Genomic DNA, 13,486 nt, shown 5'->3' with positions numbered 1-13,486 from the left:
AAAGAGGATGATAAACCATATATTTTAATTAGTTTTTATATTAAATTCAATAATTTATACCCAAAATAACCACACTCGGCACACTGTAAATATTTACAACAGTTTTAAAAAAATCAGTTGATATTAATACTGTAAAGATGTACAGTATTAAAACACTGTTAATCCATACAGGGTTTAAAATGACTGATTTAAATTACAAGAAAAAATCGCTTAAAACTACTTCTAATTTTGGTAGATTTCTACAAAAATATGAAGATTTTTTGATTATAGCTTTGTGGGCTTGTGTCATCCCAGGCATTCATTATGGAACTAAATTATGTCTAAGTATTTTGGCCTACATTAACTCTTAGTTTTTAATATTGCTCTTACTAAATTAATGATTTCTGCATTCTCTAAGCAGAACCCAGCACCCCAAACACCCACAAAATCCGACTCCATTTGGGTGTGCTTACTGGCATATGGGGGACCCTCGATTGCATAACTAGCAGACGTACAAATCAGGGTCCTCCATGGAGCTAGTTTGTTTTTTTCCTTAACTATATTCAGTTGTTTATTTAAAAAAATTACTCTAATAGACTCTGTCATTCCAAAAGTATGTATGGCATTGCAATTTTCAAATATAAGAAAATCAAAATTCCTTCCTTTTGACCTACCCATCATACCGACCAATCTTTCTTTAAAAGAAGTGGCTAGAGCTATACGGAAAACATTGCCACCTAAACAAAAGCTATATACTCTTTTAAAGTTCATAAAACTACCAACTTTCCGCAATCTGCATAAATACAGGAAATAAAAGCACAATAAATGTACAAGGAAATATAAAAAACACTAAAGGAAAAAGCATTTTTACGGGTGCTTCAAAAGCTAATTTTTCTGCCATTAGATATCTTTGTTTTCTTATATAAGTAGCTTGAGATCTAAATGCACTAGCTAGTTGTAAGCCAAGTTGATCTGCTTGCTTTATATTATTAACCCACTGACGTACGACTGGTAGGTCGGATCTTTCAGCCATATCCTCAAGAGCATCAATTCTTGCTTTCCCAGCCTGCATCTCTCGGATAGTAAAATTCAACTCATCTTTAAGCACGCCATTAGGAATAGAATTTAAAGCATACTGCAAGCTCATCGTAAAGTTTTGTCCTGAAGATAAACTTACGCTTAAAACGTCCAAAAAGAAAGGAAAAATTTCAGCTAATTCTGTTCTACGTCTTGATATATATCGTTTTATATAAGCTTTTGGCCATAGTAAGGTGACAAATACCAAAATAGCAATCGAGTAAAGAAATATCAAGGACAATCCAGACAAAAGCACCCATAGAGCCAGGAGTAATTCAAGCATAATCACTACCGTAACTATACCAACGAGTTTTTCTGGAGACCATTTCGAACTTAGTCCAGAGCGATCAAGAGATATATTTAATCCTGCCCCAAATTGCCAACCCAGTAATTTCAAAACTTTAGAGCCAATACCGCTAAGACTCATATCTCCTATTAGAACAACGAATAATGCGGCTAAGCAAAAGAGGCCCATCAAAATAGTTAAGGACATCCACATCATACGACCTTTATCTTCATGAGCTTACGCATTGTTAAAACACCGCCTACTTCCATCAGAAAAATAAGAAACAAAGCAAAGTAACCATATTTGTTTTTGAAAAAGTAGTCCGTTAAATCAGGGGCAACAACTGTCAATACCAAAAGAAGGAATATGGGTAGCAAAGACATAATCCAAGATTGCATTCTGCTTTGGCTAGTCAGGGCATCTATCTTTTTTAATAAAAGATTATTTTCACGCATATTATTTGAAAGAAGTTCCAACATAGAAGCTAAATTCCCGCCTGTCTTATACGAAATTTTGACTAAGGTGACAAACTGGCTCATATTCATTGAAGGGTTTCTTATTTGTAGGTCTGTCAGACTTTCCTCTATGGTGCTTCCTAATCTTATTTGATGTAAAAAAAGTCCAAATTCTTGTGAAATAGGTTTTTCGCTTGTCTCATTTATTAACTTAATCGAATGTTGAAGGCCTGCACCAGATCTCAAGGCATTTGAAAGGGAAAGCAGGAAATCTGGAAATTGGTGAATTAGCTTTTTCTGTCTTTTTCGAATTAGCATTTTGGCAGCAAATGGTGGGATTAATAACACTGCGACTGAAACGATAGCCGCCAATAACCACGATCCGCTTAATAAAATTAGAACTAAGCCTAAAGCTACAGCCATGACAGCAGCCATTGTCCAAATTTTGCCACTTGGAATTAGTATGAAGCTTTCCCAAAGACTCTGACCTATCGATACATCGAATGTCTTTTTGTATTTCTCTAAGTATTTTGATCCGATTGTAAATAGAACTGCAAACAGAAATACAAGAGATATCGTCAATATAAAAATAAAGTATTCCATATTTATATAAACATAGTCTGAGGAATGGGTTGACCATTTTCACGAAGAATTTCAAATGATGAAGGCATCAATCCTGAATAAGAAAATGTATTAGTGGCTTTCTTATAGGTGTAAAGCTCCTGAAGCTGAATAATGCCCGAATCCACGCCACCCACTTCAACAATGCTAGAAACAATGCGGCGTCCATCGTTTAGTCTCGTGAGTTGAACAATAAAATCTACACTACTGGCAATGTGCTCTCGTATCGCCGCTAATGGCAATTCCATAGACGCCATAAGAATCATAGTTTCAAGTCTATTAAGAGCTTCTCGTGGACTGTTTGCATGCAATGTTGATAAACTGCCCTCATGTCCAGTGTTCATGGCAGAAAGCATATCAAAGGCCTCAGCCCCCCTACACTCTCCAACAACTATCCTATCGGGACGCATTCTAAGTGCATTTCGAAGTAAATCTCGAATCGTAACCTGCCCCTGCCCCTCAGCATTAGCTGGTCGTGCTTCTAGACTAACTGTGTGAGGATGCTGTAATTGAAGTTCTGCTGCATCTTCAATCGTAATAAGCCTCTCTGAGTGAGGAATGGCCGCTGTCAATATATTTAATACAGTGGTTTTACCAGTGCCTGTACCACCAGAAATTAGAATATTCATCTTATTGAGAACAGCAAAATTCAAAAAACTTGCCATCTCGGAAGTCAATGTTCCTTTTTCAATCAAAGCCTTTACACCAAGAATTTTCTTTGAAAATTTACGTATGTTTATGCTTGCACCTTTTAAGGCAATAGGCGGTATTACGGCATTTACACGTGAACCATCCTTAAGTCTTGCATCTACCATAGGCGAATTTTCATCGATTCTTCGACCCAAAGGTGAAACGATCCTATCTATTACACTTAAAACAGCAGACTCTCCTGAAAAGGACACATCTGTTCTTTGTAATCTCCCACTCCTCTCAACATATATATCTTTATGAGAGTTAACCATAATCTCACTTACTTCTTCATCTTTGAGCAAATCCTCTAAAGGCCCCAAACCAAACGCCTCATCAATAACAAGTTTTTTAAGCTCCTCTTTATTAAACGATGAAAATCTCTCAGTTCCTTCTTCAATTATTTGGTCTAAAACTTCATCGGCTCTTTGTCGTAATTCATTTGTGGAACCGTGAGTAGATTTGAGCTTTCGTAAATCCATCGCAGAAATTAATTCTCCATGTAGGATTCGCAGAATATTATTTGGAACTTGTTCTCTCGCAGTACTTATCGGTTCTACTTTAGGATTTGTCTCTAATCTAGAGATTTGCTCTTTCTTAGGAACTTGTAAGACCTTCATTTTTGTAGGTCCAATTATTATTTCGTCTCCAATTTTTAATTTCTGCTGCGTTTGAATTTTTCTGCCATTTAAAAATACGCCTAGTAACGAGTAGTTGTCGCTGATAAAAGCAAATCCATCGTCTCTTGTTATGGTGGCGTGATGTTTAGATACCCTCCATGATTTAATTACAAGATCGTTTTCTTCTCCTTTTCCTATTTTTATTGGAGGTGGCAATATAACCTTTTTCTTCGTCCCGTTTTCATACGTAACATCTAGTTCAATCATCTGCGTCGCCCCCTTAATTTTCTTCGGCTTACTCGTTTAGTTTTTTTAGGAAATTTCATTTTTGTGGCCTTTGGACCTTCTATATATCTATCTGGAAATGGTCTTGTTAAGGGTATTCGTGCCACTGGTGGCAAATAATGCGTTTTAGATTGCATTTTTATATATTTAATTTTTTTAGTATTAGGTTTGAAATGTCTTTCTGCATCAGCCTCAATCGGAATATTTAAAATTGGTTTTTGCTCAAATGATGAATCCAAAATAGTCTTCGTCCTATGAACACGTCTTTGCATAGTCTTGTCGTTTGGTTTTACTACATAGGACCTAACAATAATTACAAGCTCAGTTTCATTATTTTGAAAATTCCTCGATTTAAATAATTCACCTAGGATGGGAGTTTCTGAAATACCAGGAAGTTTAGACATACTCTGCATCTGATCTCTTGATATAAAACCAGTGATAACTATAGGTTCACCAGACTTAGAATTAAATTCTGTAGATGTTCGTCTAGTTTTTAAAGCAGGACCTCCATTTAGATTCATAGAAGTATCTACGGCACTAACTTCTACATTTATTTTGGACCTGATTGTGCCATCTCTTTGAATAATTGGTGTGATATTTAAACTAACACCATAAGGTTTAAAAACCGTCTGTGTCTGCCCCTTATCATCAATCATCGTATAAGGTACTTCACCACCAGCTAGAAATTCTGCAGTAGTACCATTTCTTGCTGTCAATTGCGGTTGTGCTAAAACTACTGCTTGCCCCTCAACAGCCATCGCATTTATGCTTGCATTCAAGAAAGCATTAATCCCACCAAATAAAGCTGGATTGACAATGGCATTTGCGTTAGAAAGAGAAGAAGCCAATAAGTTACTCCTATATGCTGATGCTTTAGTACCCGAAGAGCCCTCAAAGGTAAGGCCTAACTGCACGCCACCTTCAGCCGAAGTGCCCCATTTAAGCCCCAGTTGCTGCACAAACTGTCGCGGAAGCTCGACAATTTGTACATCTATCATAAGCATCTCATCCCACCCAACTTGGCTCGACATATCGATAATTTGCGGATAGTGCTTAGTTAGTTGCACAACCTTCTGTCTGTCAAAATCAGAAAGCTTATCGCCTTCAACAATCACCTTATCGGCTATTATCGAAGTTCGTACATTTGGAATTTTTCGCAAAATCTTCTGTATATCTTGAAGCATTTTGTTTTGATTCGCAGACTCGATAAGCACTCTATAGCTATTGCTTGTTCCATTTTTATCCCACACTTGAAGCGTAGTAAACCCTTCGCTTAATCCAAATAAAACGAGTTCTTTATCGTCACTGGTAGTTGCGTTTAAAAGCTTACTGTTCCCAACTGCAACTCTACCAATACTCTGAAAATTAAGTACCTCAATTTGCCCAATTTCCATTTTTATGGATTTTGCTTTCTGTGACACTTGAGCCTGTACAACACTTACAGCCCCAAATAAAAGGACTACAAGTACATTTTTAAATCTACTCCTCATTTTCAAGATCCTCCTCTTTTGATGAGATATTTTGATCCTGAGGGGTTGCTATCTCTGTTTTTTTAGAGTTTTCACTAATCCATGCACTCACAATATCTTTTTGGCCTGGAAGTTCAATCAAAGCCTGTTGCAAGAGTTCTTCTTTTGTTGGTGTTTGCTCTTCATCAGCCTGAGCTATTTCGCTCATTTTCTTTGTACCCTGATCTCCGTAAATAACAGAGGCTTTCTTCCTAACAATTGGCCCACTGGTGGCAATGCCCAAGATACTCGCCAAATCACCTTTTACACCTTTCTGGCTTGCTTCCTTATCATCTGGGTTTCTTAAGAAAGCCGTAATAACGCCATCCTGTCGTGCAGCCACTAATTTGGCTGCTTCTTCTGGCGAGGTATCCAAAGTAACTGTTGAAAACTCTCTTTCGGTTCCATCGTTTGTTAACTTTGATTCTTTGTCTGTTGCTAAAACCAAAACCCCTTGCAGCAATGGAGCTGTAATATCACGATTCTTATATTTAAAAGATACATATAGATCAATCAAATCTCCTGGCACTATCAATCCAGAGACCGAATTAATCGTATCCACTGGCATGGTCACTGCTCTTCGTCCCAACCCAACCTTTTCAGAAAATGGCCTTTTGCTAATAGTGCTCGTATGAGCCCATAGAACTGGATCACCTGCCATCAATGGACTTGTTATAACCTTCCCTTCAATTCTCTCAAATTCATCAGGACTTAAACTATCACTACTAATCCATGTTTCAGGAATTTCTCGTACGGCTAATACCGCAGAATCTATTGAAGTACCAACACTTAAATCATGAGCTGCAACAATTCTCGGCACCATGACCTGTCTATGATTTGCTTCAATTTGCGATATTTTCTCTTTCATATATTTACTTGCAGAGAATGTGGCCAGTAGCCCCGCCCCTACTGCAAATCCAAAGATATACCAAGACTTTTTTATCCGAATCATAGGTGCACCTAATTTGTCATTTTTCCGACCGACAAATATTCTCGGTCTCGAATTCTGAACATTCCTACAAATAAAGTATCGTTAGATGAATTAATCTTTCTTTGCCAAACCGATAGGTCTTTATGTGGCAATGTTTTCTTGTACTTCTCCAACCATCCACTTGAAGCCAGATATTCAAAGTAATTTTTCATATTTTTCTCTCCATTAATTTCATAGACATAAATTTCATATTGATTCGATACATTGCTAAATAGAATTTCAAAGTCTGGTAAGTAGTCTCTTTTTTCTGTAGTTGATTTGCTAATTTGATTTGTTATGCGACTTAAATAAACACTTTTAAGATTGCTGTTCTGATCAATCTCTTTTTCATAATCTGTAATAAGAAGTATTTCTGAAAGTGAGTTCTCTGATGAGATAAGAAATAAATCACTCTCTATGGCATGAATTTCTATATCTTTATCTAAAACAATATCTAGAATTTGGTTTAAAGATTTATCTAAATCAATTTCAAAGACACTTAAAGCAATTCCATTTTGAGACGATTTAAGTTTTAGTTCTGACTTTGTGACACTAGACTCTAACCACTTGATTTCATCTATGGTTCTGGAATACGCCGTACTTATAAGCAAAATAAGGCTTATGAATGACAAAAGAAGAGTTATAAAAAAATGTTTAATTAAAGACATTTAACAACCCCTTTTTGTGATTACTTGGTATATCTCCAATCCATTCTTTATAAGAATCAAACCCAGGAAGAGTTCTTTTAAGTGGCTTATCAACTGGACTTAATAAAGAGTTCGATTTTTTTGCTAATGACTGTGTTTTTGAATTTTCTTTTTTCCACGCAGTATTACTCTGAGACGATCTGTTATGTGCTAATTTGGCATTGATTTCATACTCAGTATCAAAGATTAATTTTGCTTCTTCCTCTAAAACCAAGCTTGAGATAAGAAACTTTCTTTTCGCTTTATCAACGACTTTTTTCTGACTTATGGAGTTAATTATTCCTTTATCCTCGATTTGCCACTCGTTTCTTAATATTTCTGATTTAGCTAAATCTTGTCCAGGCTGGGCATTTGAGGTGAGTTTTTTTATGTTGCTATAGCTTGAGTCATAAAAACTTTTTGCTCCCTCTCCAAGTCTAATGGCATATTGAAATGCCAAATATCTACTCTCATTTTGAAGAGCTTGCTTATCATTTGCCAACTTACCTATGAAAGGAATTCCAATAAAAAACAGTGACATAACAATTAAAAAAACAAAGCTTTCTACTAAAGCCTGACCCCTTCGCATTCTTATTTCCATTGCCTTAACCTCGCTAGCCAATTCGGATGCCATAAATTTGGGTACTCATCATCTCTCCTAAACTGAGCAAAATACGCTTCAGCTGCTGAAATAGCTTCTACCGAATGCCCCAAAACATCACTATCTCTAATGCTTAATCTAAAAGATGAACTTTTTTTGTTCTTTTTTGTAATATCAACAAAAGGTACTAAACCTCCAGAAGTCCATTTCAAGCCTTGTTTTAAAGCATATGAATTTGCCAAACCATTTTCTGAAGTATCGAAAATATTCCATCCAGAAGTTTTCTCATCAATCCATTTGATAAAGGTTATTGCTGAAAAATCAGATGGAGGATCCTTAACATGAGGTAAATTATCACCAATGTGACTGGTGTCATGCTCTGCATATCCCCATCCCATCGGATATTCGCGGTAATAGCATGAGAGTTTCAATCTCTTCCTCAATGAATGAAAGCTTTGTGTGTCAATGGATTCCCAATCACCATTTTTATTTAAAGTTGTTTCTCCTCGACGAATTAGTCGATGTCTTAGGGTTGGGCATTTCTTATAAACTGGAGTTAACCGACTACTTTTTAAGAAATATCTAGGTTTAAGAAATTTGTATTTCTCACTAACATTGCGAACGAATTTTAAATATTCCCCTTTAGGGTTAAAAACACTTGAAATATCATCGTTTTCTATATTTTCAAGTTTCCAAGAAATACTTTTTAATTCTGAAGGGCTAAAGTTAGCCTCAATTACTTCCTTAATTGCCTGAAGCCTCATATCTAATTGGGTTTCGTGTATGGCAATGCTTGTTTTATATAAAACTTCATTAATAACTTTTTGATGTTTTTCAAATTGAGCTTTTAAATCCTGAATTTGGGCACTAGCTCCGACTTGGGCTTTTTTTCCTGCTATATAAGCTTGCGAATATTTAGAGCCAAAAAAACGATTAATTAATTCAGATTGCGGGTTTCGTTTCGTGACTCGCTTACCCATATTTTGGCCCCACTGTACCCATGAGCCTTGTGTAATTAAGTGAGCTAAAGCGATTTGATTTGCCGTTTGTGCAAGATTGATATAGCTTTGCATATTAAGAGCTCGTGCATGGGCTACAGCTCCTGAATATGAAGCAAGATCAACAACATGTATTAATTTTGTTCGCTCAGAAATGATCTGACCATTTCTATACATGCCAAGAAAACTGAGAATAACTATGGCAATCAATGCAAGGCCAAGCACCAAGACTTGACCTTTGCGATTGCCCAAAGGCAATTCAAACATTATCTGCCACCAGCCTGCTTAGCATTACCCGTGAAAGTTTTAAGTGACTTAGCAGAAGTTTGAGATTCTGCCTTTTTCGCCGCAGTTTGAGCTTTTTTCGATTGAGCAGTACCATCCTCTCCTGCAATCTCTTTAGCCATAGCAGCAGTTTGAGAGCGAATTACTTGACCAAATAGCTGATAGACTGCAATTGCTGCAACAGATACTAAAGCAACGATAATAATGTATTCGGTCATACCTTGACCTAAACGCCGCTTAAGACTCTGTTTTTTTACGAGAGGTTTTTGTGGATTTTGTAAAACAATTTGCATAGTAGTCTCCTGTTAAAAAGGTGACTACAGTTTGAATTATTTATTGAACACTGCCAATTCGTAACAATGATGATGGATAAAAATGTCCTACTCCAAAGACCAGTCAATGGCTTGCTTATTATGTGCTTCAAGGTAAGTATTAGCCTTAGCAAAATGCATATTACCAAGAAAACCACGATAAGCCGATAATGGCGATGGATGCGGGCTTTCAAGAATTAAGTGCTTATGTTTATCTAGAAGCGGAGACTTAGCTTTGGCATTGCCACCCCAAAGCAAAAAAACTACATTCTCGCATTCGGAATTAATTTTTAATATGGCATTTTTTGTGAATATTTCCCAACCAAAACCTTTATGCGAATTTGGTTTGCCCCGCTCTACAGTAAGCACATCATTCAAAAGCATAACGCCCTGAGAAGCCCATTTTTCAAGGCATCCGTGAGTAGGTATGACAAAGTTTGGGATGGATTTCTGAAGTTCTTGAAAAATATTTTTTAATGAAGGTGGCAATGCTACCCCTTTCTGCACCGAAAACGCTAATCCATGTGCTTGGCCTTCATTAAAATATGGATCTTGCCCCAGAATAACGACTTTTATTTGATCGAGGGCAGTTAGCTTGAAAGCTGAAAACACGCTCTCCTCGGGCGGATAGACAATGTTTTTCTGTCTTGCTTGCTCGATGTTGCGAAGAAGAGACTTGAAATAAGGTTTTGTCATTTCTTCGTAAAAAAAACTTTGCCAACTAGGATGGATTTTATTGATATTCATAGATGTTTTACAATACAATACCAATCTATTTTACAGGCGGTTAGCTCAGCTGGTTAGAGCGCTACGTTGACATCGTAGAGGTCGCTGGTTCGATTCCAGTATCGCCTACCAATTAAATGTCCAAATTCTTCAAAAAGTTTTTAAAAGTTATAACTGATTTTGCTATGGCTGAGCCTCATGGTTTAGAGGCCCTAGACTACAATATGGAGGAACTTTGTGAGCAAGCTACTAAGGGTGATCCTAAAGCTCAGTATTCACTTGGCCTAGCATATTTATCAGGGCATTATTTTCGCAAAGATGAAGAAACTGGTTTAAAGTGGTTGGTCCTCTCAGCGAATCAATACTATGTTCCAGCTGAAAGTAAACTCTCTCAGATACTATTGTCAGATGCAGCAAAACATCCCAAATCTGAATTAGCTGAACAAATCGCAAATTGGGCCGAAAATGCTGCTTATCGTTATGATTCCAGCGCAAAGGGAGTATGGGGGTATATGCTCTTAGAGGGCATTGGCACTGAATCTAAACCTAAAGAAGCCATACATTTTTTAAAACAAGCAGCAGATGAGGGCATTGTTAAAGCACAGTACTTGATGGGCACTCTTCACTATGAAGGGAAAAAAGTGGAGAGAAACGTGAGCATTGCCACACAATACTTAGAAGCATCGAGTCAAAATGGCTATGAACCCGCATCTATGCTTTTAGAAGAAATAAAAAAGGGTCAGAAAGACTGACCCAAAAAATTAATTATTTTCCAAGAAGCTTCTAAGCTTATCTGCTCGGCTAGGATGTTTTAGCTTGCGTATCGCTTTAGCTTCGATTTGACGTATTCTTTCACGTGTAACATCAAACTGCTTACCTACTTCTTCGAGGGTTTGATCTGAACTCATACCAATACCAAAGCGCATGCGAAGAACTTTACCTTCTCTCTGGGTAAGTGAGTTAATTACTTCATCAAATACTTCTGTCATAGAGCGTTGTAAAGCGGCCTCTTCTGGAGATAGGGTCGATGTATCTTCAATAAAGTCTCCAAGATGTGAATCATCATCATCTCCAATCGGAGTTTCCATAGAAATAGGATCTTTAGATATTTTGAGAATTTTGCGAATTTTCTCAATTGGCATATCCATTTTTTCAGCAAGCATAGCTGAATCTGGCTCCACACCAGTCTCTTGAAGTATTTGACGGGTTATACGATTGATTTTGTTAATTGTCTCAATCATATGAACTGGAATACGGATAATTCTCGCTTGGTCGGCAATGGATCTGGTAATAGCTTGACGAATCCACCATGTTGCGTATGTTGAAAATTTATAACCGCGACGATATTCAAATTTATCCACCGCTTTCATCAAGCCGATATTTCCTTCTTGGATTAAGTCCAAGAATTGCAACCCACGATTAGTATATTTCTTAGCAATTGAAATAACCAAACGTAAGTTTGCTTCAATCATTTCGTGTTTAGCTTTTTTCGCTTTAGCTTCGCCATTTACCATGCGTTTATTAACATTTTTAAGCTCCTTAATCGGAAGGATAACTTCTTTTTCTAGGTCAATGAACTTCTGCTGAATTTCATGAATATCAGGAACAGATCTCTCAAGTTTTTCAGCATATTTAGGTTTTTTCTTAAGCTCAGAATTAACCCAATCCAAATTCGTTTCATTTCCAGGGAATGAGTCAATAAAGTGCTCACGAGGCATACCTACCTTGTCCACGCAAACTTTAAGCATATCTTTTTCTAAAGAGCGTACTCTTTCAATTTGCTTGCGAAGTTTCTCGGCTAGTTTTTCTACCATTTTGGCGGTAAATCTCACACCTGATATTTCATCGTGAATTTCTTGATTCGCCTTGTTGTATGCAGGTGATTGGAAACGACCTTTTTCGTATTCCTTCATCATCTTATCGTAGGCTTTTTGAACTCGATCAAATTTAGATAATGACTCTTCGCGTAATTTTTCAATTTGACCGCTACTCATGCCTCCTGTTTGAGCTTCTTCAGTATCTTCATCTGCATCAGATGCACCAGAGCCAGCATACTCTTCGCCATCATCGGTCATAAGACCATCAACAATTTCTTCAATCTGAGCCTTACCCTCTTTAACTTTTTGAATATGTTCGAGAATTTCATGAATGGTCGTAGGTGAAGATGCAATAGCCATAACCATATGTTTAAGGCCCTCTTCAATCATTTTCGCAATTTCAATCTCTTTAGATCTATTCAATAATTCGATTGAACCCATCTCACGCATATACATACGTACTGGGTCTGTAGTACGACCAAAGTCAGAGTCCACTGTTGTTAATGCAACCTCAGCTTCATCGTCCACATCATCGTCATCGTTGATATTTGACGGCTCGGCTAGAATGAGATCCTCAGCATTAGGTGCTTCTTCATATACAGGAATGCCCATATCACCGAGTGTGGTGACCATAGACTCCATCTGTTCTGTATCAACGATATCATCAGATAGAACATCGTTAATTTCTGCATATGTAAGATAGCCCTGATCTCTACCTTGCTTAATTAAAGAACGAATAAGTTGACGCCTTTCTTCGTCTAGTACTTTTTTGTTTTCTGCTCTACTACGTGAGCCTTTAGCTCCTCTGGCAACGGACTCGTCTATATCATCTATATTTTCTGAATCATCATCTGATGGATCTACTATATCCAAATCGTCAGCATTTTTTGCTTGAGCTTTAGGGGCATTTTTACTACCAGGCTTACGACCGCGACGAGATATTTTAGGCATGAAATCGTCGTCTTCATTAGTAATAGCTAATAAATCATCAATATCGGAACTACTTACAGTTTGACGTGTCGGTTTTGGTGTAGATTGCTTTTTAGTTGATTTCACAACCTCAGATTTAGTCTTAGCTGCCGATGTTTTATTTGATTGTTTAGCGGTACGAGTTTTAGCTTTAGCAGCAGATTTTGAAGCTGCTGTTTTAGATGTTGCTTTAACAACTGTTTTAGGCGTGCTCTTAGCAGCAGTTTTAGAAGTAGTTGATCTAGTACTTGATTTTGATGTAGCAGCTTTAGTAGCAGGCTTTGTAGCGGCTTTAGTCATAGATTTAGCTGCAGGCTTAGAGGCAACAGCCTTCGTTTTAGAACTTGCTGATTTAGAAGCAACGGTTTTAGTTGAAGTTTTAACAGCAGGCTTTGATGTGACCGCCTTAGTTTTAGTGTTAACTCGCTTACTAGTGGTTTTAGGGACGGCCTTAGATGCTGACTTCACTGCAGCTACTTTAGGTGCAGTTTTCTTAGTCGCAGTCGCTGAAGTCTTTGTATTAGTAGCTTTAGTAGAAACTTTAGAACTCTCTTTTTTAACTTGCTTTTTCACGCTTAGACCTTATCCCTTAACTAAAAAATTAA

13 protein-coding genes and 1 tRNA gene are annotated in these 13,486 nt (G+C 37.2%); 2 read left to right on the top strand and 12 right to left on the bottom strand.

Translation table 11 applies throughout. The annotated features are described in order from the left end of the window. Positions 1 to 339 precede the first annotated feature (339 nt). The 11 genes from TASI_RS03850 to ung all read right to left on the bottom strand — a co-directional run bounded on the left by TASI_RS03850 (position 340) and on the right by ung (position 10,116). The gene (locus tag TASI_RS03850) at positions 340 to 750 is read right to left on the bottom strand and encodes a DUF192 domain-containing protein (RefSeq protein ID WP_044978038.1); all 411 of its coding nucleotides are present in this window, start codon (positions 748 to 750) and stop codon (positions 340 to 342) included. 4 nt (positions 751 to 754) lie between these two features. Next, positions 755 to 1,483, bottom strand: coding sequence for a type II secretion system F family protein (locus tag TASI_RS03845; RefSeq protein ID WP_228359755.1), 729 nt, complete (start codon positions 1,481 to 1,483; stop codon positions 755 to 757). A 71-nt stretch (positions 1,484 to 1,554) separates the two neighbouring features. Next, a complete protein-coding gene (locus tag TASI_RS03840) occupies positions 1,555 to 2,400 on the bottom strand; it encodes a type II secretion system F family protein (protein ID WP_014111449.1) in 846 nt (281 codons plus the stop codon). Positions 2,401 to 2,402: 2 nt separating this feature from the next. Further along, on the bottom strand, positions 2,403 to 3,992 hold the full coding sequence (locus tag TASI_RS03835) for a TadA family conjugal transfer-associated ATPase (protein ID WP_014111448.1): 1,590 nt from the start codon (positions 3,990 to 3,992) through the stop codon (positions 2,403 to 2,405). Then, complete coding sequence (locus TASI_RS03830; RefSeq protein WP_014111447.1) at positions 3,989 to 5,500, bottom strand: type II and III secretion system protein family protein; 1,512 nt, start codon at positions 5,498 to 5,500, stop codon at positions 3,989 to 3,991. The genes TASI_RS03835 and TASI_RS03830 overlap by 4 nt, the downstream gene beginning before the upstream one ends. After that, on the bottom strand, positions 5,490 to 6,470 hold the full coding sequence (gene cpaB / locus TASI_RS03825; protein WP_014111446.1) for a Flp pilus assembly protein CpaB: 981 nt from the start codon (positions 6,468 to 6,470) through the stop codon (positions 5,490 to 5,492). Before cpaB ends, TASI_RS03830 begins: the two co-directional genes overlap by 11 nt. Before the next feature lie 8 nt (positions 6,471 to 6,478). Next, positions 6,479 to 7,156 carry a hypothetical protein gene (locus TASI_RS03820; RefSeq protein ID WP_014111445.1) on the bottom strand — a complete coding sequence of 226 codons (678 nt, stop codon included), beginning with the start codon at positions 7,154 to 7,156 and terminating at the stop codon, positions 6,479 to 6,481. After that, the gene (locus tag TASI_RS03815) at positions 7,143 to 7,715 is read right to left on the bottom strand and encodes a hypothetical protein (RefSeq protein ID WP_228359754.1); all 573 of its coding nucleotides are present in this window, start codon (positions 7,713 to 7,715) and stop codon (positions 7,143 to 7,145) included. Before TASI_RS03815 ends, TASI_RS03820 begins: the two co-directional genes overlap by 14 nt. A 50-nt stretch (positions 7,716 to 7,765) precedes the next feature. Beyond that, entirely contained in the window at positions 7,766 to 9,040 is a 1,275-nt protein-coding gene (locus TASI_RS03810; protein WP_014111443.1) for a Tad domain-containing protein, read from the bottom strand. Further along, positions 9,040 to 9,351 (bottom strand): Flp family type IVb pilin, encoded by a 312-nt coding sequence (locus tag TASI_RS03805; protein ID WP_014111442.1) that lies wholly within the window; start codon positions 9,349 to 9,351, stop codon positions 9,040 to 9,042. Before TASI_RS03805 ends, TASI_RS03810 begins: the two co-directional genes overlap by 1 nt. An 87-nt stretch (positions 9,352 to 9,438) precedes the next feature. Further along, a complete protein-coding gene (ung, locus tag TASI_RS03800) occupies positions 9,439 to 10,116 on the bottom strand; it encodes a uracil-DNA glycosylase (protein WP_014111441.1) in 678 nt (225 codons plus the stop codon). Between the two features lie 34 nt (positions 10,117 to 10,150). Between ung and TASI_RS03795 the strand changes: the two genes are divergently transcribed. Both TASI_RS03795 and TASI_RS03790 read left to right on the top strand, forming a co-directional pair. Beyond that, positions 10,151 to 10,227 (top strand) — tRNA-Val (locus TASI_RS03795). A gap of 5 nt (positions 10,228 to 10,232) precedes the next feature. Beyond that, on the top strand, positions 10,233 to 10,847 hold the full coding sequence (locus TASI_RS03790) for a tetratricopeptide repeat protein (protein ID WP_014111440.1): 615 nt from the start codon (positions 10,233 to 10,235) through the stop codon (positions 10,845 to 10,847). Positions 10,848 to 10,856: 9 nt separating this feature from the next. Here TASI_RS03790 and rpoD read toward each other — a convergent pair whose 3' ends face one another. Continuing rightward, on the bottom strand, positions 10,857 to 13,454 hold the full coding sequence (gene rpoD / locus TASI_RS03785) for an RNA polymerase sigma factor RpoD (protein ID WP_014111439.1): 2,598 nt from the start codon (positions 13,452 to 13,454) through the stop codon (positions 10,857 to 10,859). Between the last annotated feature and the right edge of the window lie 32 nt (positions 13,455 to 13,486).

The sequence above is a fragment of the Taylorella asinigenitalis MCE3 genome (genome assembly GCF_000226625.1).
Classification (GTDB): domain Bacteria; phylum Pseudomonadota; class Gammaproteobacteria; order Burkholderiales; family Burkholderiaceae_B; genus Taylorella; species Taylorella asinigenitalis.
Note: the sequence above shows the minus strand (reverse complement) of the source record. Positions and strands in the feature narration are given on the sequence as shown.